This window comes from Gammaproteobacteria bacterium (genome assembly GCA_013816845.1).
Taxonomy (GTDB): Bacteria; Pseudomonadota; Gammaproteobacteria; order DSM-16500; family DSM-16500; genus Aquicella.
This window is the reverse complement of sequence record JACDDU010000001.1, coordinates 690,855-714,160: the sequence shown is the minus strand read 5'-3', so window position 1 is coordinate 714,160 and position 23,306 is coordinate 690,855. Positions and strand designations below refer to the sequence as shown.

The following is a 23,306-nucleotide window of genomic DNA, read 5'->3' as shown; positions in this document are numbered from 1 at the left end:
GATAAATCTAGCTTTCAATAATACCACCACCCAAGCAAATATCATCCTGGTAAAACACAACAGATTGTCCTGGCGTAACAGCGCGTTGTTTTTGATGGAAGTTAACTTTGAAATGACCGGATGGCAGGGGTTCAATCTGACAGGGTTGATCTGTTTGTCGGTAACGAATTTTCGCGCTCAAAGGAAGGGTGGGTTCGGGTGGGTGATTGATCCAGTGGATCGATTGGACGGTTAAAGACGCTTTAAAAAGTGCAGGATGTGCTTCACCTTGTACGACTTGCAATACATTGCGTTTAATATCTTTATGTGCAACATACCATGCTGCTTCAATTTTGCCTTTCATGCCGCCAATATTCAAACCTTGTCTCTGACCGACCGTATAAAACATTAAACCTTGGTGCTGGCCGATGACTTCCCCTTCCAGGGTTTCAATTGACCCGGGTTGTTCTTGCATAAAATCTTGCAAAAAGCTTTTGAATTTGCGTTCGCCAATAAAACAAATACCCGTGCTATCTTTTTTTGTTGCAGTGACTAATCCTAACGATTTTGCCATCGCACGCACTTCACTTTTTTGTAAATGACCTAGGGGGAAAAGGCTTTGTCTCAGTTGGGTATGTTGAACGGCATGTAAAAAATAACTTTGATCTTTGTCAGCATCTAATCCTTTTAATAATCGTGTAACATCGCCTACTTTTTCTAGACGGGCATAATGACCTGTGGCAATGTAATCAGCGCCACGATTTTTCGCATAATCTAAAAAAGCTTTAAATTTAATTTCTTTATTACAAAGAACATCCGGATTGGGCGTGCGAAAAGCTTGATGTTCGCGTAGGAAGTCATCGAAGACAGATTGCCAATATTCAGCCGCAAAATTGACACAATGTAATTCAATGCCTAACAAATCACTGACGGCTTGCGCATCTTTGTAATCAGCAGCTGCTGGACAAAAATCCTCGGTGTCGTCTTCTTCCCAATTCTTCATGAAAACAGCTTCCACATGGTGGCCGGCTTTTTTGAGCAAATAGGCAGCGACAGAGGAGTCCACCCCGCCGGATAAGCCTACGATGACGAAAGAAGGAGTCATATTATGATCGCATCACTTGATTCAATTAGTCTTGCGCGTTATTTACCTTCCCTATCATAACAAAAAGTAGTTTATATGACTTCCCTCAAAGTGATTGATTTGATTTAGTTGTTTGCATAAAGGTCGCTTGGTACTATGCGCTTAATTTTAACATTCTACAGACAGGATCAAAACATGAGCTATCAACACATTCAAATTCCTAGTGATGGCGCTAAGGTGACAATAAATAGAGATATGACAATCACAGTGCCAAATAATCCCATTATTCCTTTCATCGAGGGCGATGGAATCGGTGTGGATATTACGCCGGTGATGATTAAAGTGGTGGATGCAGCGATTGCCAAAGCGTACGGAAAAACACGTAAAATCAATTGGATGGAAATATATGCCGGTGAAAAAGCTACAAAAGTATATGGGCAAGATGAGTGGCTCCCGAAAGAGACCCTCGTCGCACTTAACGAATTTGCAGTTGCTATTAAAGGGCCTTTAACTACGCCAGTCGGTGGTGGCATTCGCTCTTTAAATGTAGCATTACGACAAGAGCTTGATCTCTATACTTGTTTGCGACCTATTCGTTACTTCGAAGGGGTTCCAAGCCCAGTTAAAGAACCATGGAAAACTAACATGGTTATTTTTCGGGAAAATTCCGAAGATATTTATGCCGGGATTGAGTGGCAAGCCGACTCTGCTGAAGCTAAAAAAGTGATCGAATTTTTGCGCAATGAAATGCATATCAGCAAAATCCGTTTTCCTAATCACTGTGGCATTGGCATCAAGCCTGTTTCCCAAGAAGGAACCGCAAGATTAGTTCGTGCCGCTATTCAATATGCTATCGATAATGAACGTGATTCGGTAACACTTGTTCATAAAGGTAACATTATGAAATATACAGAAGGTGCCTTTCGTGATTGGGGATACGAAGTTGCTGAGAAAGAATTTGGCGCTCAGTTATTGGATAAAGGTCCTTGGCGAATCCTAAAAAATCCAAACACGGATAAAGATATTGTTATTAAAGATGTTATTGCTGATGCATTTTTGCAGCAAATCTTGCTTCGACCTGAAGATTATAGCGTGATTGCGACGCTAAATTTAAATGGTGACTACATTTCGGATGCCTTAGCAGCTCAAGTCGGCGGAATTGGTATTGCACCAGGGGCAAATATTGGCGATAAAGTGGCTTTATTCGAAGCAACACACGGTACTGCTCCCAAATACGCAGGCCAAGATAAAGTTAACCCAGGCTCACTTATTCTCTCCGCAGAAATGATGTTACGACACATGCAATGGAATAAAGCGGCTGATTGCATCTTAAAAGGGGTAGAAGGAGCTATCAAAGCAAGAACAGTGACCTATGATTTTGCTAGATTAATGGACAAGGCTCAGGAAGTGAGTACATCGGGGTTTGGCGAGGCCATCATAAAGCATATGTAGCGTTCCAAGTCTAATTGCTAAAAAGTACAGAACTTACGCCCATTCTAATAGTTTCCCGGGTGCTTGCCTTCACCCGGGAAGAGCGCGAAGCGTATTGCTTCCAAGCCATTCAATTTATAACAAAAAATTTAAGCGCTAAAAATTGTTTTACGCTTTTTTAGCGAATTTTCAAATCATTTTGGGGTGAGCCGGCAGCGATAAACAGATAACTAGAACCTTCAATTCTCATCTTTAGTAGGGCTTGTATTTAAAAAGTCCTAAATGAATACATATTATACAGATTTTTTCTTTAAGAATCTTTATATTATACCCCTTATTTAAAGCACATTCTCATTCGAAAATATATTTTTCCCCTTAAGGAAAATCTGATTTTTATAGTCTATAAGAAGGTATATACATATGAAAAGTGAGGTGATTAATAATTGTACAGAGCATTGGGTGGTACAACCAGAGGTCACCAATAGTGAACCTCAACTCTACCTAATCCTAATTCACAATGATCACTATACACCCATGGAATTTGTCGTGGCGTTATTAGAAAAGTTTTTTAACATGGACAGAGTCAAGGCAACAAGCACGATGCTTGAAGCACATATGAAGGGTAAAGCAGCATGCGGCGTTTTTACGAAAGATGTTGCGGAAACTAAAATAACACTAACCCTTAGTTATGCGCGTAATCACGAGCATCCACTCATTTGTAGCATGGAGGCAGCTCATGAGTAAAACGAGGAGGAGCGTTTCATGTTGGATAAAGAACTTGAGTACACGCTTAATGTGGCTTTTAAAGAAGCCCGTAGTAAGCGTCATGAATTTGTAACGGTTGAGCATTTACTACTTGCGCTCCTTGATAATACTTCTGCGTTAGAAGTATTAAAAGCATGCGGCGCTAACATTAACCGTTTACGTAGTAATTTAGTTGAGTTTATTGATCGAACCACGCCGCTTATTCCACTTAATATTCATGACCGCGATACACAACCAACTCTGGGTTTCCAACGTGTCATTCAACGTGCCGTCTTCCAAGTCCAGTCATCCGGTAAAACAGAAGTGACAGGGAGTAACATTTTAGCCGCAATTTTTAGTGAACAAGAAAGCCAAAGTGTTTACTTTATTCGCCAAGAAAATATAAGTCGTCTTGATGTTATTAATTTCATTGCTCATGGTTTAGCAAGAACAAAACCAAGTTCCACTGATCGTCCTTTCACTCAATTCAATGAAGAAGGTGATGGGGGTGATGAGGGGAGTAGTCCGCTTGAACTCTATACTGCCAATCTTAATTCAAGAGCAAAGCTCGGTCTTATTGATCCACTCATTGGCCGAGAAGAAGAAATTGAACGAACTATTCAAGTGCTTTGTCGTCGTCGCAAAAATAATGCACTTTTAGTCGGTGAAGCGGGTGTTGGTAAAACAGCGATTGCTGAAGGTCTTGCCCGATTAATTGTTGAAAAGAAAGTACCCGAAGTACTGGAAGAAAGCGTTATCTATTCTCTCGATTTAGGCAGCTTGCTGGCTGGAACTAAGTATCGCGGTGATTTTGAAAAACGATTAAAGAGTGTACTGCATCAGTTAAAAGAACAAAAAGGTGCAGTATTATTTATTGATGAAATCCATACCATCATTGGTGCAGGTGCGGCCTCAGGCGGTCTCATGGATGTCTCAAATCTCATTAAACCATTATTAGCTTCAGGAGAGCTTACTTGTATCGGCTCAACAACTTATAAAGAATATCGTAGTATCTTTGAAAAGGATCATGCACTAGATCGAAGGTTTCAACGCATTAATGTAAGCGAACCTACTATTGAACAATCCATTGAGATTTTGAAAGGTTTACGTGGACGGTTTGAAGCACATCATAAAATTAAATATACTGATGAAGCATTAGATGCAGCAGCTCGCTTAGCTGCACGCTATATCAATGACAGACATTTGCCTGATAAAGCGATTGACCTTGTTGATGAGGTTGGTGCGTATCAATATTTATTACCTGAAGTTGATCGTAAAAAAATTATTGAAGTGGTAGATATAGAAAAAATGGTCGCCAAAATTGCACGTATTCCTGAACGAAATGTATCAGCTTCGGATCGAGAAGTATTAAGAAACTTAACTCGCGATTTAAAAATGATGATTTACGGTCAAGATGAATCTATTGAAACGTTGGGTGCTGCAGTTAAGCTTGCGCGCTCAGGTTTGCGAGATCCGAATAAACCCATTGGTTCCTTTATGTTTGTCGGGCCAACAGGGGTAGGTAAAACCGAAGTTTCAAAACAACTCGCTAAAAACTTAGGCGTAGAATTATTGCGCTTTGACATGTCGGAATACATGGAACGTCATTCCGTATCGCGTCTTATTGGCGCTCCGCCAGGATACGTTGGGTATGATGAAGGGGGGATGTTAACAGAGGCAGTTAATAAAGCACCGCATTCAGTGGTCTTATTAGATGAAATTGAGAAAGCGCATCCTGATGTTTATAATTTGTTATTACAAATTATGGATCATGGCACTTTAACTGATATGAATGGACGCAAAACTGATTTTCGTCACACCATTTTAATCATGACTTCAAACGCAGGCGCAGAGTCCGTCGACAAAGGGAATATTGGTTTTACCGCTTTAGATAATAATGGTGCCGAAGTCATGGCTGCTGTTCATCGCGTTTTCTCTCCAGAATTTCGCAACCGGCTGGATGCAATTATTCAATTTAAATCTTTAGATTCCAAAACGATACTCTCTGTCGTTAATAAATTTGTCGCGGAATTAGAAGGACAATTAGAAATGCGTCGCGTTATTTTAGAAGTAGATGCTGACGCTCGCTCTTGGCTTGCAAAAAATGGGTATGATAAAAAAATGGGAGCGCGACCCATGGCAAGACTAATTCAAGAACAAATCAAAAAGCCACTGGCTGAAGAATTGTTATTTGGTAAATTAAGTAACGGTGGCCATGTCAAAGTTACGACCAAGAGAGGTAAGCTTGATTTCGTTATCGAAGATACGTTAGGAACACCTGTTACTAACGTAAATTAAGAAACGAAGCCCTATGCACACTCCTCCTCGCATAGGGCTTTTTATTGTTTACGATTTAGCAGACTCACATCACTTGATCTGAAATATTTTTATTTAAATCCAGGTGCAATCAAGGGAAAGGTAGGAAAGCGTCGGGTGATTCAATGAAGTGAGAGCAGCCTCAATTCATCATGGCGTAACCAAAATTGAGGCTTCCTGCTGATTCAAATGTGAGCATTCAATCTAAAAGTTTACTCTTCTTTAGCGGGAGTAGGTCGCGGGGAGCCTTCTTTGTGACGGAATGTAATGCGACCTTTGGATAAGTCATACGGTGTCATTTCTACCGTCACTTTATCGCCTTTCAAAATACGGATGTAGTTTTTGCGCATTTTTCCGGAAATGTGAGCTAATACAACATGACCATTTTCAAGTTCAACGCGGAACATGGTATTAGGAAGTGTATCAACCACCGTTCCTTCCATTTCAATTTGTTCTTCTTTTGCCATCTTTTCTATGTCTCAAGTTAGGGAAGCCGGAGTATATCACTTCAATGATAGATTTTTAATAATAATAGGCTTAGTTATTAATTAATCCTAATTCATCTAAATACTTATCTGCATCAAGAGCGGCCATACACCCTGATCCTGCGGCAGTTATGGCTTGTCTATACGTTGGATCTGAGACATCCCCTGCGGCAAAGACGCCCGCGATGTTAGTTAAAGTTGCGCCAGGACCAATGCCACCTTTAACTTTCAGGTAGCCATTTTCCATATCCAGTTGATTGCTGAAAATATCGGTGTTGGGTTTATGACCAATGGCAATAAAAAGGCCAGTTACATCTACCTTTTTTTCCTCGTTCGTTTCTATATTTTTTATCCGAATGCCATTTACGCCTTGGGGATCACCAAGAACTTCTTCAATTTTACTATCCCAAAGGATCTCAATTTTTCCCGTTTCTACTTTTTGCATTAAACGATCAATTAACATTTTTTCAGCGCGTAATTTATTACGCCGATGGATAAGGGTAACCTGACTTGCAAGATTAGAGAGATAAAGGGTTTCTTCTACGGCTGTGTTACCGCCGCCAACAACTGCAACTTTTTGGTTACGGTAAAAAAAACCATCACAAGTAGCGCAAGCTGATACTCCGCGACCTTTGTAGGCATCCTCAGACGCTAACCCTAGATACTTTGCGCTCGCCCCTGTCGCAATAATTAAAGCATCGCTCGTGTAAGTGTGCTCGCCTTTTAAGGTAAAAGGTTTTGATTGCAGATCGGCAAAAGTGATGTCGTCGTGAATAACTTTGGTATTAAATCGCAAAGCATGATCTTTCATGTTTTGCATTAAGTCTGGACCTTGTAATTTTTCAGGTCCGCCAGGCCAATTGTCAACGTCTGTGGTGAGACTTAATTGTCCACCGGGTATTAAACCGGTAATTAAGACAGGATTTAAATTAGCACGCGCAGCATAAACTGCAGCGGTCCAGCCAGCAGGGCCTGAACCTAAAATGATTAATCGGTGGTGTTGTACATTTGGCATTCTTTCTTCTCGTTATTCCTATCCACTATCAAGGTAGTATATAGTACGAGAACCGAGAAGATGGGTAAACCCAATATTTTCAAAAGATTATTCATGATGAAGAATCGTTATAAATCGGCTAATAGTAATAAGTCTCGACGACCCCTGTCCGTTCAGATGCGCCATCGTTTGCAGGAAGGATTATTTCTACTTGCGCTTGCTTGCGGCATTTTTTTGTTTATATCACTTGTAACTTATCACACTGTCGATCCAAGTTGGTCAAGTTCGGGAAGCAGTAGTAATGTCATGAATTGGGGCGGTCGCGTAGGCTCTTATATGGCAGACCTCTTTTTATCTCTTTTCGGGATGACTTCTTTCTTTGTACCCTTTGTAATTATTTTCTTTGGTTGGTTGGGATTACAAGAACGTGAATCGGAACCCACCGACAGAAGGGAATGGATCTATAAAGCGAGTGGTACCGCTTTTATAATTATGGGCGTGTGCGGATTGATGAGTTTTTATTACGGCGCAACCGTGACGCTACCCGCGAGTGGGGGTGGTATTTTAGGCGATTTAGTGGGAAGAGGATTTTCACGACTTTTTAACAAAACTGGAACAACCCTACTATTTATCACGATGTTTCTGTGCGGTGTTACTTTAGTTACAGGTCTTTCTTGGCTCGGATTGATGAAAGCAGGTTGTTTGAAAACATGGCGCCAGGCAAAAAACTTTCGACTTCGTAAGAAGTTAGAATTGGTTGTTAAGCCGGAAGTGAATAACGTTATCCTTCCGCAAGTCTCGTCCACCCTTCAAAATAGACTCACTTCACTTTCATTAGTCAAGCCTGTGGTTGTTGCGAAACTCGACCCGCCACGCGAGAAGAAAAAGCCAGTTGATATTGATCCCAGTATAAAATTATTACCCGGTCATTTGCCGCCGTTAAGTTTATTAAATCCCCCACCTGCCCATGTGGAAAAGGCGTTTGCCAATATTTCCTTTGAAGAACTTTCGAGATTGGTTGAGCAACGTTTAGCAGACTTTGGTGTAGAAGCAAAAGTTGTAGCAGTTCATCCCGGCCCGGTTATTACGCGTTTTGAATTAGAACTTGCTCCCGGTATTAAAGTAAGCAAAATTACAGGGCTTGCAAAAGATATCGCGCGTTCACTTTCCGCGGTAAGCGTCAGGGTTGTCGAAGTTATTCCAGGAAAATCAGTCATTGGTTTGGAAATTCCCAATGAAAATCGGGAATTAGTCACACTCAGAGAAATATTAGAAACACCGCGGTTTTCACAATCTCGATCTCCTGTCAGTCTTGTATTAGGGAAAGATATTGCTGGGGCATCTGTCGTTGTTGATTTAGTAAAAATGCCGCATCTTTTAGTCGCAGGTACAACTGGGTCGGGCAAATCTGTATGTTTAAATGCAATGTTGTTGAGTATGTTATTTAAAGCGACACCCGAGCAATTACGTTTAATATTAATTGATCCCAAAATGCTTGAGCTTTCTGTTTATGAAGGTATCCCACATTTATTAACGCCGGTTATTACCGATATGAAAGATGCTGCCAATGCTTTGCGGTGGTGCGTTGCAGAAATGGATAAACGCTACCGCTTAATGGCGTCACTGGGTGTGCGAAACTTAAGCGGCTATAATCAAAAAGTTTATGATGCAAATAAACAAGGTCAACCGCTTCCCATGCCAGGGACGCTCGTGACAGATGAAGCTTCGGCGCGTGCTTTCCTTGAACCTTTACCTATTATTGTTGTGATAGCCGATGAGTTAGCTGACATGATGATGGTGGTTGGTAAGAAAGTTGAAGATTTAATTGCACGTATCGCGCAAAAAGCACGCGCTGCAGGTATTCATTTAATCCTTGCCACCCAAAGGCCTTCAGTCGATGTCATTACCGGCTTGATTAAAGCAAACATCCCAACGCGCGTAGCTTTTCAAGTTTCATCCCGTATTGATTCAAGAACTATATTGGATCAGCAAGGAGCTGAACAGTTGTTAGGGCATGGCGATATGCTTTATATGCCACCTGGTGCTGGATTACCTGTCCGTGTTCACGGTGCCTATGTTGCGGATGATGAAGTGCATCGGGTCGTGGCGGCTTGGCGTTCCTACGGCGAACCCCGTTATCTCGAGGACATCACTGAAGAAAGACTAGATAGTGGCGGCATGAATGATACCCAGGGCGGGGGTGAGCAAGATCCGCTTTATGACCAAGCTGTACGTATTGTGACTGAGACTCGTCGAGCCTCTATCTCTTTAGTTCAACGTAGGCTGCGAATAGGTTATAATCGTGCTGCCCGGATGATGGAAGAAATGGAAGTTGCGGGTGTTGTCAGCGCTGTAGATCACACCGGGAGCCGAGAAGTTTTAGCAGCATCCGCGCCTAGCACCTAACTTTTTTAGAACTGAGCCCATATGTCTAAATTAAATACTATCCGCTTTTTCCCTCACCTCACGATCCTTGCAACTGTGATTTATTTTTTATCTGCCTCAATCTGGGCTACAAGTACCGATTTTGAATCGAAGCTTAATGCAGTGCAGTCGATGCAAGCAGATTTTAAACAAGTGGTTTATGACGATCGCAATAAAGCTGTGCAATCATCTTTGGGTAGCATGTCCTTTGTCCGCCCTGGAAAATTTCGTTGGCAAGTAAAAAAACCCATTCCGCAGCTTATTATTGCAAATGGTACAACCCTTTGGATTTATGATCCCGATTTACAGCAAGTTGTGGTCCAAACCTTGCAAAAAGCGGTTGGCGAAACCCCCGCTTTATTGTTAAGTCATGTAAGCACGACTATCGAAAAAGATTTTTTTGTCACAGCTTCTCCACCTACGACGGATGGGGTGCGTTGGTTTGAACTTAAACCCCGTAAAAAAGAAAGTATGTTTGCCTTAATGCGATTGGGGTTTAAACAAAATCAAATCCAAGCCATGCAATTGCAAGATCAGTTAGGTCATATTACGAAAATTCAATTTAGTCATGCAGCTGTGAACCATCCGATACCCGACAGTACTTTTACATTTAAAGCTCCATCAGGCGTAGACGTTATTGATGAAACAAGAAAAAAACCAAGCTAATATTGAAAAAGCTATAATCCCTCTTGCAACCCGAATGCGGCCTCAGACCTTAGATGAATTTGTAGGCCAAACCCATATTTTGGGTAAAGGAAAACCTTTGCGTGTCGCAATTGAGCAAGGCGTTTTGCATTCCATGATTTTATGGGGTCCGCCTGGGACAGGGAAGACAACCCTAGCTCAGTTAATGACAAATCAAACGCAGGCTAAATTCGTACGCTTATCAGCCATTTTTAGTGGTGTCAAAGATATCCGTCAAGCTGTTGAAAATGCAAGATTCACTAAAGAAAAAGAAAATCGTGCCACAATTCTTTTTATTGATGAAGTTCATCGATTTAACAAAGCACAACAAGATGTTTTCTTACCCTATGTTGAAGACGGAACTTTTATTTTAATTGGGGCGACAACGGAAAATCCATCTTTTGAATTAAATAGTGCGTTACTTTCCCGAACCCGAGTATATGTTTTAAAAAGATTATCTGAAGAAGAATTACTAACGATACTAAAACAAGCCCTCACGGATAAGGTGCGCGGTCTGGGTCAATTAGCATTAGAAATTTCTCTTGAACTCCAAACAATTTTAGTTGGTGCGGCAGATGGTGATGCAAGGCAAGTTCTCAATTTATTAGAAATCTTAGCGGATCTTGCTCAAGAGCAGGGCGGTCAATTATCCGTAACGAAAGAATTGCTAGCTGAGGTGTTACAAGTAAGTTTGCGACGCTTTGATAAGCAAGGCGAAGCTTTTTATGATCAGATTTCTGCTTTACATAAATCTGTTCGGGGCTCTTCCCCTGATGCTGCATTGTATTGGTTTTGCCGTATGCTTGATGGAGGATGTGACCCCCGTTATATCGGTAGACGCTTAATGCGCATGGCTAATGAAGACATTGGCCTTGCAGACCCGAGAGCAATGCAAATGACCCTACAATCCTGCGATATTTATGAAAGGCTTGGTTCACCGGAGGGTGAGCTTGCACTTGCTGAAGCTGTAATTTATTTAGCATGTGCACCCAAAAGTAACGCAGTTTATGTAGCATTCAATACTGCAATGAAGGCTGCTAAACAATTGGGATCGCTCGAAGTGCCCTTGCATTTACGCAATGCACCCACCAAACTCATGAAAGATTTAAACTATGGCAAGACATATCGATATGCTCATGATGAACCAGAAGCTTATGCAGCTGGAGAATTTTACTTACCCAAGGAAATGAGTTCGCATCAATTTTATGAACCGACCGATCGTGGTCTTGAGACAAAAATAAAAGAAAGATTAGCTTATTTCCGTGAGCTTGATCGTAAAGCCCGGCAAAAGTGATCCTGCTAAGATACGGTGGATAGAAAAAATTAATTTAGCCACCGTATCTATCTAGCTTATCAATCAAGACCCATTTGGCTAGCAGACAATTTCTCTTCCTTTATTTCTTTCTCTGTTTTTTCTTCATAGCCAAACACAGGATCATTGGCAGGTTTGAAATATCTAAACAAAGAAAATTTTGGAGGTAGGGCAACGATATTATTTAATTTTTTTGTTTCTAAATGATACGTTTTAAAATAATCGCTTACAGCTTTTCGTCCGGAGATTATTAATTGTTGTTTTATTTCATCCCCAATATCAAAATTATCAAGCCTTACATTTAAACGATCGATTTGAATGGTACGTTCTAAATTTTCTTTGCGAGTTACCGATTCAATTTGTTGTTTTCTTAATAAACCATTAATAATTCCTTTAGCATAATCAATGGGACTTTTATCGTAAATGATCGTTTTGACCGGCTTCTCTTCTTTGTGAATTTCATCAGCATACAATAATGCTAATCCCAAAGTTTGTGCATTAGGTGTACCCGGCGCATCAGTAAAAGGAGGTTTATCGAATAAGTTGATAGGATAGTTATTTAAAATACCACCATCATTATAAAGATCGCCCTTTTTATCCAATATATATTTTCCTTTTGCTAATTTTTTAAAACGGACGCGTGCAAAATAAATTGGGGCAGCCGTTGATGCTAAAATTGCACTCGCAACTGATGTATCAGGTGTTTTTGCATAAGAAAATATTTTTTCTTTGCCTATGGGATTGCCATTTTCTTTATATAATTTTGTTGTCACGACATGTAAATCTTTAAATCCCATTTTTTTCAGATCCGCGAAAGTAATATTTTCCGGATCATCCCGGTTGGTTTTTTCAGCCAAAATATCTAAAATAAAATGGAATAAGGCATTTCCTTTGAATCGACCGTAATGGTTCATTAATCGATAAGCCTGCGAGAGTTTAGGGCCACCATCCCGTAGTTTTTGTAAATTAAGCTGTTCTATTTTTGCACTTGCTTGCACTGGTGTGTAATTTAAAGACACAATAAGCGCTGCTATCGCACCAACAGATGAACCCGCTACGACTTTGATATCTGCAAAAGAAAAGTTAGGTTGTTCGGCTAGGCCCATAATTGCGCCTCCAAAAGCACAACCTGCAGCACCGCCACCACTGAATACAAGATTTTGAATCGTCATAAATCCTCCGTGTGATTTTTTTGTTTTTACTCCTCGACTCTTATACTGCGCTGCTTAAATTAAGGAAGACTTAAATTAGAAATTTAGTTGTGCATAAAATAGTAAAATTAATTGTTTTTAATACAATTTTTAAAATCATAGCAGGATATTTGCAATTTTAAGAAAACCTTAAGTATTTGGCATTATCTTCTGGGATGGGACATCAAATTATACCTTTAAGGAGTAAGTATGCAGCTAGTCAAAGATTTTGCCAAAGAAATGCTAGCCCAAGGCGAGAATATTTTAAAAAAACAACAAAAAATAGTGGCACTAGATGCTGATCTTATCAAACTAGAATCTGCATTAGCAGTCGCTAAAATGCAACACGTACTTCATTTACTTGAAAACTCAGAAATTACAGCATCGGATAGATCATTGCGAAAAGTTCGTAATGTACTCAAAGAACGAGCTTCATACGTTCTCAAGTCTGAGGCGAGTCATATTAAAAACCCAGAAACGCACGCAAATCAATTTTATCTAGCCATTGCTTTGAAATTAGCCCCTATTGCTAAAAAATCTTATTCTGAACTATTATTTCCAGCATTAGATCCTTCCTATAAAGCGGCTCTTGAGCGGAAAGCGGAATTGTACGGCGTAGCAGAAAACGAAATGCTAGCCAAAGCAATCTTCCCTGATCCATCCAAAGTAAATAAAAATGAGTTATGTGAATTTCTAAGCACTTTTCCGTGTGAACTTCGCGGAAAATATTTGCAACGCTTTAGTGCAGAAGAGCTTGAAAAAAAATTACTAAACGGTGCTAAGCTTACTTCCACTTTTGAAAACAACGCGCAATATACGGGTAACCCAGTAATCGATACTGCAATGATATTTACTTATCTTGATCTTTACCGTAAGCAACTTGATTTACGTAAACCTGAATATAATACGCTTTTCGGACATCTTTCAGGATATGGTTCTTCCAAATCAATTAAACAACGGGTAGCGCAATATGCTTATAATGCATTTTTAGCAGGTGAAAGTTTAACTACTTTGAAAGATACCGTGCTTAATAGCATTAATAGTGACGAAAAAAATTCATCTGCAGATAAAATTTTACTACGTCGTGCAGCAATGCATCATACGTTGGGTGCATTAATTGATAAAGCTTCATTTGTCAGTAATCCTGAAAACTTAAAAGAAGTTTCGCATAGCTTTATACCCAGATTCAATCGAGCTTAACTGTAAAAAGTTGGCAGTGCATGAAGCTATTCTCTCTTGAGAGAATAGCTTCACCTTTTGGAGACTTTATGCCGATAAAAGACTTTATTGGCAAAGTACTAAAAGAAATTTTAACTTTGCCCAATCAAAAGAATTCTTCTAATCCTTATGTATGCATGGAAGATTATTTGGCTTGGCGTGAGTTGCTCGATTTTCTTGCTAAGTATCAATTTGCTAAAGAAGAAGTAGATCGGCAATTCCTCAATAAGTGCTGTGATTTATTTAGTCGTCGTTGGGCCATCATCAGGCACACAGATAGTTGTTATCCTATTCAATTATTCATGCATGCTAATCAAGCTTATATTCTTTTTGCTAAAGCCTTATCCCTCGAAGTTAAATCAAGATTTATAGATTTAAGTCCTTATGACATTTTAATGCCAAGTGTAACTGCAACATCACATCAAACCAGTCGATCAATGCTTGATGATTTTCAATTGCAAGAGTTTGTCATTGGCGATGATGGAACGCCTATCGAAGTCGCTTTATGTTTAGATCTTATGTTAGAAGCGCATACGACCCAATTATTTCATACCAGTCAGCCAACCAGGCCACTTAGTGAAAATGAAAAACAACGCATCATTAAACACTCTGATGAAGCCGAAGATTATTATGAAGCCATTTATTATTATATTCAAAGCGGTTGCGATAATGACATTGCTGAAGCTCGCGCATCACTCCATGAATCCATAAAAAAATCGTCTTACCAGGTTACCTCTACTTATGGTTTGGAAGGAAATAAACGGTTAATTAAGGGATTAACTAACTGTGCTTCTAGAGATGATCTATTGCATTACATGGTTCACTTTATGCCACAAAATCGTTGGAGTGAATTCATTAATGAAATCGATAGCGCCACTTTATCCAATATTATGCTCGGCGATCGCTTGCTTATTGATTGTGTGCAAAGTCCTAACAGTTATAAAAATCAAGATGAATTGTATAATAAAGCAGTATTGTATTGTTTGACTGAAATCTATCGTCGCAATCGCGAAGCTGTTAAGGAAGAGACGAATAGTTTTTTAAATTATTTTTGTAAGGTACAAAAAAATTACTTGAATGGAATTCGACGTTATACGGGTGGTTATACCAAAGCAGAAAAACAAGCTGCGGCAACGCTTTTTCAAAGTTTTTTAAAGAGTAATGAGTCGTTAAATAAGTTTGAGTGCTATCTTAATAAATTAAATATAACCGCTATTCAGCGCGGGCCCTTATTTGAATCGCTCAGCAATTTGGGCATGATTATTAATCATGCCAATCTTTCTTGCTCACCCAGTTTCTTCCGTGCAGAGCACAGTTTTTTTGGTTTTTTATAATTTTTTAAGAATGCAAGTTGCCCTCTAAATGGGAGCGGCAACTAACGAAACTTGAAGATGCATTAATCGGGTGATGCCCCATATAGCAGCTGCTACGCATCCTGATGCTGGTAAAGTCAGGACCCATGCCCATACAATGTTTCTTGCTACACCCCAGCGTACAGCCGAAAAGCCATTAATGGAACCAACTCCAATAATTGAACCGGTGACGGTATGGGTCGTGGAAACAGGAATGCCGAGAATCGTGGCGAGGGCTAGGGTAAATGCACTTGCAGTATCGGCACAAAACCCTGTAACTGGTTTTAGTTTTGTAATTCTCATTCCCATCGTTTTGACAATACGCCATCCGCCAAAACAAGTTCCCAATGCAATTACAAAATTACATAAAATAACGACCCACGCTGGAACATAAAATTCACTTCCTAGTAAACCCGCAGAAAAAAGGAGGATAGCAATAATACCCATGGTTTTTTGAGCATCATTACTACCATGACCCAAACTGATAAAGGCTGAGGATAAAAATTGTAGTTTGGAAAAAATACCTTCTACTCGATGCGGATTAGAATAGAAAAAAATCCGCGTTGTGATAACGACTAAGATCATTCCCATTAGCATTCCTAGCAAGGGGGAAATGACGATCGCTGCAAGTACTTTACTAATCCCCCACCAATTAAGCGGTGCAGTGCCTGCGTGAGCGATGCTTGCGCCTAACAGCCCCCCAATCAGGGCATGAGACGAACTAGACGGTAATCCGTAATACCAAGTAATAATATTCCAAAAAATTGCACCGAGGAGGGCGGAAAAAATAATATCCGTGGTCATCACACTTGGGTCCACTAACCCTGTACCAATAGTCGTTGCAACATGGACGCCAAAAAATAAAAAAGCAATAAAGTTAAAAAAAGCAGCAAAGAGAACTGCCCAATGCGGTTTCATCACCCGTGTTGAAACAATCGCTGCAATTGAATTGGCAGCATCGTGAAAACCGTTAAGAAAATCAAAAAATAATGCGAGACAGATGGTAATAATAACTAACGTTAAGGTCGCTTCCATCAAGAGTACTCGAGCACGATGCCTTTTAAGATATTGGCAACATCTTGGCAACGATTAATCACAAGCTTGGTGTGAGCATAAATTTCTTTTAACTTAAAGAATTGTTTGAAATCATTTTCTTCACTAAACAATCGTTTCTCTCCAGCTAAGACAACTTGATGCGCTTGACTTTCAACTCGATCAATTTCATTGCAATGATGCAAAATGTTGGCTGAATTTTTGAGAGAGTGAAGGGAATAAATTGCTTTCTTTAAATGTGTTACAGCTTCGATACTAAGTTTTGATAAAGTGACCATTTCCTCTGGTACAGATTTTAAGTCGTAAAAAGGAAACCGTTGAGCAATACGGTTGATGAGATCAATAATATCATCAAGCGTGCCCGTTAGATTGTGAATGTCGTGACGATCAAAAGGGGTGATAAAGGTGCGATGCAATAATTCAAAGTTGGTATAGGCAATGTCATCCGCTTCTTTTTCATGCTTGGCGATAAGATTGACATAGTATTCATGTCGTTCAAGATCCTGCAGCATGTTGGAAAATTCGGTTGCAGCTAAGACTAGTTTATCAGCAGCTTGTTCAAAAAATTTGAAGAAGTTTTCTTGCCGCGGTAAAAAGCGTTTTAACATATTGATTCATCTAGGTGGCCCATGGTCATTGCATTTTAAGCATGATATTTAGGAAATGCTACATCGAATTGCAAGCCTTTGCCTGAGGTTGGGGTCGAGAGTCGTATTTTAGCGTGATGAAGCTTGGCAATTTGACTAACAATCGCAAGTCCCAAACCGCTACCGGATGCTTTCGTACCTAAAATACGATAGAAACGTTCAAAAACTCTTTCGCGTAATTCAAGCGGAATGCCCGTGCCTGTATCAATGACGCGTAAAATAACCTGGGTGCCCGTATCAATAATGAGCACTTTGACCGAGCCATCTGTGGGAGTGTAGCGGATGGCATTATCCACGACATTCCGAATTAAAATGCCAATGCCAGTATCATTACCAATAATAAGTGAATCGCTCGGGGCAGGGGCGAGCTCAATTTCAATATTTTTCTCGAGCGCGTGCATTGCGAGGTAGGCTATAATTTCTGTTGCAATTTTATGTAAATCCATCGGTTTAACATCAGTTAGTGCATCTTCTTCACCTAATCGGCTAAGCGTGAGAAGTTGTGCGACAACATGTGAACTTCGATCCACACTCTCAATGACTTTCTGCAAAGCTTTATTGCGATCGATATCATTATCAGTTTTTAATGCGACTTGAACATGTGTTTTTAAAGCAGCGAGCGGTGTGCGCAATTCATGTGCAGCGTCAGCTGCAAAACGTTTATTACGTTCAAATGCAAGTTTGAGACGGATAAATAATTGATTCAACTCTGCAACCAACGGCTTAATTTCAACTGGAATTTCTGTAAGTTGCACAGGTTCAAGAAAAGTTGAAGCTCGATTTGAAATTTCTGTCGTAACACGGCTGACAGAGCGGAGTGCGAAACTAACAATAATCCAAACCAAAATACCAAAAACAGGGTAGGTGATAAGAAGGATATTAGCATTGCTGCGGGCAATGTCGTCAGCTAATTCACGCCGTAAATTATAGAGTTCAGCCACGATAATTTTTGCATTCATTTTATTGTCAAAAACGCTGTAAATTCGCCAATCATTATTCTTGAGTATTTTGTCGCTAAAGCCTAACGGCACATCTTTTAAATCGATATGTGCTTGATTGGCAGAATGCATCAGTAACTTTCCGTCTTTACTCCATACTTGAAATAAAAACTGCTGACCTGTAATCGGTTGTTTTTTTAGTAGATAGCTAATGATGTCAGAGCGAACTTTAGTATTAGCCGAAGTTGATTGGTTAAGTATATCGATGAGCGTTGAAAATCGAACTAACTGGGCGTCAAGATAGGGTTGAACAACTTGTTCGTCAAGAAGGTAATTGCCAATACCATTAATTGCAGAAGCAAGAGTAATACTGATCAAGAGGCTGATCAGTAAGAAGTATCTTATCGATTTGATCATTTATCATCTTTACTTTTTTCTATAGTGTAACCAATTCCTCGAACAGTTCGAATAAATTCTTGGCCAAACCGCTTGCGTAAATTATGAACATGGACTTCCAGTGCGTTACTATCAACTTCCTCTCCCCATCCATACAAAGATTGAGTTAGATGTTCACGAGATAAAACCCTGCCTGCATTCTCAAGTAAGACATGCAACAAGGCAAATTCGCGTCTTGATAAATTAATGGGCTCATTTTTAAAAGAAACAGTATGCGAGGCCGGGTCCAAGGTAATATCGTTGTGAACCAATAAAGGCGCAGCACGTGATGCAAAACGTCGTTGTAATGCGCGTAAACGAGCACACAATTCAAATAAGTCGAAAGGTTTAGTGAGATAGTCATCAGCGCCACTATCAAGGCCTTTAACGCGATCCTCAATAGATTCACGTGCTGTTAAAATGAGAACAGGCGTGGTATCACCGCGTTCACGAAGATTTTGTAATACTGTAATACCAGGAATTTTAGGTAAACCAAGATCTAACACTATCAAATCAAATTTTTCTGTCTTTAAGGCTTGATCTGCTAATGTTCCATCTTTGACCCAGTCAACGGTGTAACCGTCCTGGGTTAATCCTTTACGCGTGCCTTCACCAAGTAACTCATCATCCTCTACGAGAAGTATGCGCATACGAGTTCCCCTTAGCTCTATCTATAACTTTATCTTTTTTAACAAAGTATAGCAAATAGAGTGACAAGAACTTATTTCTGCATAAAATAGAGACAGTTACGCTTATTTTTTGAGCAAATGTAAAGGTTTAAAAAAATCTAATACCTTGAAATTAGTGATAAATGAATGATTGTAGGGATGTTCAACCTTTAAAGCGGGTGGATGTAAGGATTGAACAAGTGGCTCGATATTGTTTGCAATTTTACCTAAATATATAAATTTAACATTTGGATTATTTTTGATTAAAAACTTAAGAATTGTAGCTAAAAAGGGCTTCCAAGCTCGAGCGTCCTTAAGTCGTGAGGTTTTTTGCAAGACTGGACAGGCATTAAGTAGCAAAATACCATGACGCTGAAAATTTTCAAATAACTGTTGGTTCGTCTGAATCAGATGCGATTTATCCAAAGCCGCAATATCTTCCTGGCTTAATTTGTTAGGATTTAAGAGGCCTTCAGCTAAAAGCATCATCTTTACAATATTTCGCAAAGAAGTCGCTCGGTTAACTTTCTTACTAAGACCCGTGGGTGACCATATTTCATCAACATCACCATCCCAGAAGGCATAACCGATGGCAGACTTTTTGCGAGGATAAGGCGACTCTCCAAAAAGAACATATTGAACCTTTGAGACAGGCAGCGTGAAGGCGTTAAAAATATACTCATGACCGGGAAGCCAATCCTCAGAGTCATAGAGCGTTTGTAAATAATGAAAGTCTAAAGTCTCTAATCCTTGTTCTATGCATTCACGCCAGGAAGGGTGAACAACTTCTAAATGAAATTTTTTCATGATCGTTCGGCCTTTTGCACTTTGGCTGGTTAGATTGTATGATGCATTTTTTAAATGATGGGATTGCTATGGATAAAACATTACTTGAAATATTAGCTTGTCCCGTTTGTAAAGGGGAGTTAATTTATGATGCTAATGCTCAAGAGTTACTCTGTCGATTTGATCGTTTAGCTTATCCAATTATTGACGCTATTCCTGTAATGCTTGAAAGTCGCGCGCGAAGAATGAGTAGCGACGAAGAGTAATGCAAATATGGGCTGAGTTATTTTATGCTTTAGAATGATCCTATTTTTAAAATCACATTCCTCTTTAAATTCTTAATCTAATGCAAAGCTATTAATCAAATATTTTGTCTTACTTCGTTTTCTTCTGAGATAAGCCTTGGATAGATTCACTTTATTGCGCAACACACGGTGAATAAAAATTTTAAAAGAAACCCCGCAGCGCGTGCGGGGTGACAGATGTACAACAATATTGTCGTTCGATTAGATATCGTCGTCGCTTTTATTTTTCTGCGTGTAGTTATCTTCTCCTTCACGCGACGACTCTTTTGATTCATTTTTATTATCACGACGATGTCGATGATGTCGGCGTTGATTGAAGTTCGGACGATGTTTGCGTAAAGGGGCTGCTGTAGAACCCTCTTGACTCGTACCTGTAGAAGCAACTTCATTATCAATAATAATATTGACGGGTGTAATTGAATCAGCTGTACGCATCCCTGGTTCCTGGATGGCGGAATCATTTTTTGGCATGACTTCATGATTTGATTGCGATGCTGCAGGAATAGAGGTGAAGTTAGTCGTTGAATGATGCTCCCTATCACTCAGAGGTGACTCTTGAGAAACTCCTTGGTTTTTAGCAGCATCTTGCGTATTGCGTTTTTCCCGTGAATTCCAGTTTTCTCTATGTTGTCTCGGTCCACGTGGTTCACGATGGTGATCACGAACGGGTCTTGTTTCGCGCTGCTCAACAATTTGATCCTGGGCTGGCGCCTCCCTCGATTCATTTTGAAGGGGCAAAGGAGTCAGCTTCAAATCCTGATGTTCTGTCGGTTGGTCGGGAGAAGTTTGCGATTCTTTAAAATCTCTTTGTTCACGATGTTGTTGATGACGCGGTTCACGGTGAGGGCGGTTGTCACGGTGCTCACGTGCTGGTCTTCCGTCGCGTTGTTGTTGCTCACGTGCAGGCTTCAATTCGCGATGGGGATTTGTATCGCGAGGTTCGGTGGCTGGTTCGCGGTGATCACGTTGTTCCGTTTGTTCTCGACTTTCTTTGGTGCGATCACGCTGTTCGTAATTCCGAGATCCAGAAGTATTACGTCCTCCCCGTCCTCTGCTTCTTTGATTATGACGTCCTGGACCTGTTTTTCGGCGGTTAGCTGGATGGGTTCGACGTACACCCGTTCCCCCTCTTGAATCGCTACTGCCACCGCGCTCTGTATCAGTAGGTTCTTCCTCTTTCTTTTCAAATAAAAAGTTAAATAATTTCTTTATTAAACCTGGCTCACCTTTGGCCATCGGTTGTTGCGTACTGCTCGTTGCATAACTTGCAGGCGCAGGCATTTCCTCTAAAGGAATATTTTTAATTGCAGGTTCTTGATGTGCTTTTTGAGTGAGTGTTGCTGAGGCTTGCGTAGAAATTTCCGGTCGAAGTGCTAATTTATAACTCGCGAGTTTTTCATCTTTTTCCGTTAAGTCAGAAATACGGATGCGTTCAACTTCATATTGAGGGGTTAGTAAATGGACGCTTGGTACAACTATCACCGCCACTTTTTGACGCTTTTCAATATCAATAATGGCTTGGCGTTTTTCATTCAAAAGATAAGCTGCAATTTCCGAAGGTAAAATAGTACGAACTTGAGCTGTATTTTCTTTTAATGCTTCTTCTTCAATAATTCTAATGACTGATAAACCGAGTGATTCGATTCCGCGGATGGTGCCTTGTCCCAGGCAGCGCGGACAGGTCACGCGGCTTGATTCTCCCAGCGAGGGTCGTAATCGTTGACGCGACATTTCTAATAACCCAAAGCGAGAAATTCTTCCGACTTGAACGCGCGCGCGATCCATCGATAATGCTTTCTTTAATCGTTCTTCAACTTCTCGTTGATTACGGATGGGCGTCATATCAATGTAATCGATCACAATCAATCCGCCGATATCACGCAAGCGAAGTTGACGCGCAATTTCATTTGCAGCTTCCAGGTTAGTCATGAAAGCAGTTTCTTCAATGTCACCACCTTTAGTCGATTTAGCTGAATTGATATCGATGGAAACGAGAGCCTCGGTATGATCAATAATAATGGAACCGCCAGAAGGCAATCTGACATCACGTTGAAATGCAGATTCAATCTGACTTTCAATTTGAAAGCGGGTAAAGAGGGGGGTTGGGTCTTTATAAAGCTTCACGCGATTTACAAAATCAGGACGAATAAGTTTGAGATGATTTACAACATCTTGATAAACATCCGGATGATCAATTAAAATTTCATCGATATCTTTGCGTAAATAATCTCGTAATGCACGAATAACCGCATTACCTTCTTGGTAAATAAGAAATGATGCAGAACGCTCGCTGGCTGCTTGCTGTACCACGTCCCAGAGCCTTAACAGTATTTCTAAATCCCATTGCAATTCTTCTTGAGATCGACCACCACCGGCAGTTCGAATAATTAAACCCATACCATCTGGAACTTGCAATGCACTTAATACATCGTGAAGTTCATCTCGTTCATCACCTTCAATACGTCGTGACACCCCGCCTGCGCGCGGATTATTAGGCATTAACACGAGATAGCAACCAGGGAGGGTAATAAAGGTAGTAAGCGCAGCCCCTTTATTGCCGCGCTCTTCTTTCTCAACTTGGACAATCAGCTCTTGCCCTTCTTCAAGCACTTCTATAATGCTTGGTCTGCGATTAGTTTCTCGGTAATCATTTCTGAAACAAGAGCGCGATACTTCTTTTAAAGGTAAGAAGCCATGTCGTTCTTCACCATAATCAACAAAGGCTGCTTCTAAACTAGGCTCAATGCGAGTTACTTTGCCTTTATAAATATTAGATTGTTTTTGTTCTCGCGAAGTTGACTCAATAATAAGGTCATACAAAAATTGGCCCGTAGCCAAAGCAATACGCAACTCCTCATCTTTGTGAGTCGCGTTAATTAACATTCTGTTCATAAAATCATCCCGATAGTGTGCCAGCACGAGGGATGAGCATTAATTTATAGAAGAGCGGCTGTTGCCCTGTCTATTGGGTCGCGCGGCGTCTCAACATACGAGTAAAGTGTTTAAAGTCTGTATGGATTCGTAGCCTCACCGCGTTCGCAATTAGTTTTAAATTGGTACATTTCAATCAAACCATTAAAGAAATTCTTATCTGGTCAAACCGTAAGAATTCTTTCGCCTAGTTGCATTGATGCGCAAATTCTATAAAATTTTCTCATCTATTAGTGCTGCTCGCACGTTATTAAAATATTCACATCAAAAAGAACCTGCCTTTATAATTGCTTTCTTTAAAAAAAATTATAAAGGCAGGTTGCATGATTC

The 23,306-nt window shown here is 40.2% G+C and carries 19 protein-coding genes; 9 read left to right on the top strand and 10 right to left on the bottom strand.

Annotation, left to right across the window (positions count from 1 at the left end; all coding sequences use genetic code 11):
• Positions 1 to 7: 7 nt before the first annotated feature.
• Positions 8 to 1,084 carry a tRNA 2-thiouridine(34) synthase MnmA gene (gene mnmA / locus H0W64_03280; protein ID MBA3660726.1) on the bottom strand — a complete coding sequence of 359 codons (1,077 nt, stop codon included), beginning with the start codon at positions 1,082 to 1,084 and terminating at the stop codon, positions 8 to 10.
• A gap of 174 nt (positions 1,085 to 1,258) precedes the next feature.
• Between mnmA and icd the strand changes: the two genes are divergently transcribed.
• The 3 genes from icd to clpA all read left to right on the top strand — a co-directional run bounded on the left by icd (position 1,259) and on the right by clpA (position 5,536).
• Positions 1,259 to 2,515, top strand: a complete 1,257-nt coding sequence (gene icd / locus H0W64_03275; protein MBA3660725.1) for an NADP-dependent isocitrate dehydrogenase — start codon at positions 1,259 to 1,261, stop codon at positions 2,513 to 2,515.
• Between the two features lie 399 nt (positions 2,516 to 2,914).
• Positions 2,915 to 3,238: an ATP-dependent Clp protease adapter ClpS gene (gene clpS, locus H0W64_03270; GenBank protein ID MBA3660724.1), complete on the top strand. Its 324-nt coding sequence runs from the start codon at positions 2,915 to 2,917 to the stop codon at positions 3,236 to 3,238.
• An 18-nt stretch (positions 3,239 to 3,256) separates the two neighbouring features.
• The gene (gene clpA, locus H0W64_03265) at positions 3,257 to 5,536 is read left to right on the top strand and encodes an ATP-dependent Clp protease ATP-binding subunit ClpA (protein MBA3660723.1); all 2,280 of its coding nucleotides are present in this window, start codon (positions 3,257 to 3,259) and stop codon (positions 5,534 to 5,536) included.
• Between the two features lie 230 nt (positions 5,537 to 5,766).
• Here the strand turns inward: clpA and infA are convergent, their stop codons facing one another.
• Both infA and trxB read right to left on the bottom strand, forming a co-directional pair.
• Complete coding sequence (gene infA, locus H0W64_03260; protein MBA3660722.1) at positions 5,767 to 6,021, bottom strand: translation initiation factor IF-1; 255 nt, start codon at positions 6,019 to 6,021, stop codon at positions 5,767 to 5,769.
• Between the two features lie 70 nt (positions 6,022 to 6,091).
• Entirely contained in the window at positions 6,092 to 7,054 is a 963-nt protein-coding gene (trxB, locus tag H0W64_03255) for a thioredoxin-disulfide reductase (GenBank protein MBA3660721.1), read from the bottom strand.
• Positions 7,055 to 7,147: 93 nt separating this feature from the next.
• Between trxB and H0W64_03250 the strand changes: the two genes are divergently transcribed.
• From H0W64_03250 to H0W64_03240, 3 genes are read left to right on the top strand one after another with little or no spacing between them, the layout of a single operon-like run.
• Positions 7,148 to 9,439: a DNA translocase FtsK 4TM domain-containing protein gene (locus H0W64_03250; protein ID MBA3660720.1), complete on the top strand. Its 2,292-nt coding sequence runs from the start codon at positions 7,148 to 7,150 to the stop codon at positions 9,437 to 9,439.
• A 21-nt stretch (positions 9,440 to 9,460) separates the two neighbouring features.
• Entirely contained in the window at positions 9,461 to 10,123 is a 663-nt protein-coding gene (gene lolA, locus H0W64_03245; protein ID MBA3660719.1) for an outer membrane lipoprotein chaperone LolA, read from the top strand.
• On the top strand, positions 10,098 to 11,435 hold the full coding sequence (locus H0W64_03240; GenBank protein MBA3660718.1) for a replication-associated recombination protein A: 1,338 nt from the start codon (positions 10,098 to 10,100) through the stop codon (positions 11,433 to 11,435). Before lolA ends, H0W64_03240 begins: the two co-directional genes overlap by 26 nt.
• A gap of 59 nt (positions 11,436 to 11,494) precedes the next feature.
• Here the strand turns inward: H0W64_03240 and H0W64_03235 are convergent, their stop codons facing one another.
• Positions 11,495 to 12,625: a patatin-like phospholipase family protein gene (locus H0W64_03235; GenBank protein ID MBA3660717.1), complete on the bottom strand. Its 1,131-nt coding sequence runs from the start codon at positions 12,623 to 12,625 to the stop codon at positions 11,495 to 11,497.
• 228 nt (positions 12,626 to 12,853) lie between these two features.
• On the opposite strand from H0W64_03235, the gene H0W64_03230 reads away from it, so the two are divergent.
• Together H0W64_03230 and H0W64_03225 are read left to right on the top strand one after the other, a co-directional pair.
• The gene (locus tag H0W64_03230; protein MBA3660716.1) at positions 12,854 to 13,843 is read left to right on the top strand and encodes a hypothetical protein; all 990 of its coding nucleotides are present in this window, start codon (positions 12,854 to 12,856) and stop codon (positions 13,841 to 13,843) included.
• A gap of 68 nt (positions 13,844 to 13,911) precedes the next feature.
• On the top strand, positions 13,912 to 15,195 hold the full coding sequence (locus H0W64_03225; protein ID MBA3660715.1) for a hypothetical protein: 1,284 nt from the start codon (positions 13,912 to 13,914) through the stop codon (positions 15,193 to 15,195).
• Between the two features lie 24 nt (positions 15,196 to 15,219).
• On the opposite strand, the gene H0W64_03220 is transcribed toward H0W64_03225, so the two are convergent.
• The 5 genes from H0W64_03220 to H0W64_03200 all read right to left on the bottom strand — a co-directional run bounded on the left by H0W64_03220 (position 15,220) and on the right by H0W64_03200 (position 19,761).
• A complete protein-coding gene (locus H0W64_03220) occupies positions 15,220 to 16,248 on the bottom strand; it encodes an inorganic phosphate transporter (protein ID MBA3660714.1) in 1,029 nt (342 codons plus the stop codon).
• Positions 16,248 to 16,874, bottom strand: a complete 627-nt coding sequence (locus H0W64_03215; protein ID MBA3660713.1) for a DUF47 family protein — start codon at positions 16,872 to 16,874, stop codon at positions 16,248 to 16,250. The genes H0W64_03220 and H0W64_03215 overlap by 1 nt, the downstream gene beginning before the upstream one ends.
• A 35-nt stretch (positions 16,875 to 16,909) precedes the next feature.
• Entirely contained in the window at positions 16,910 to 18,268 is a 1,359-nt protein-coding gene (locus H0W64_03210; GenBank protein MBA3660712.1) for a two-component sensor histidine kinase, read from the bottom strand.
• Positions 18,265 to 18,936, bottom strand: a complete 672-nt coding sequence (locus H0W64_03205) for a response regulator transcription factor (GenBank protein MBA3660711.1) — start codon at positions 18,934 to 18,936, stop codon at positions 18,265 to 18,267. The genes H0W64_03210 and H0W64_03205 overlap by 4 nt, the downstream gene beginning before the upstream one ends.
• Before the next feature lie 102 nt (positions 18,937 to 19,038).
• On the bottom strand, positions 19,039 to 19,761 hold the full coding sequence (locus H0W64_03200) for a uracil-DNA glycosylase (protein MBA3660710.1): 723 nt from the start codon (positions 19,759 to 19,761) through the stop codon (positions 19,039 to 19,041).
• Positions 19,762 to 19,829: 68 nt separating this feature from the next.
• Between H0W64_03200 and H0W64_03195 the strand changes: the two genes are divergently transcribed.
• Entirely contained in the window at positions 19,830 to 20,006 is a 177-nt protein-coding gene (locus tag H0W64_03195) for a Trm112 family protein (protein ID MBA3660709.1), read from the top strand.
• A gap of 240 nt (positions 20,007 to 20,246) precedes the next feature.
• Here H0W64_03195 and H0W64_03190 read toward each other — a convergent pair whose 3' ends face one another.
• On the bottom strand, positions 20,247 to 22,937 hold the full coding sequence (locus tag H0W64_03190; GenBank protein MBA3660708.1) for an Rne/Rng family ribonuclease: 2,691 nt from the start codon (positions 22,935 to 22,937) through the stop codon (positions 20,247 to 20,249).
• Between the last annotated feature and the right edge of the window lie 369 nt (positions 22,938 to 23,306).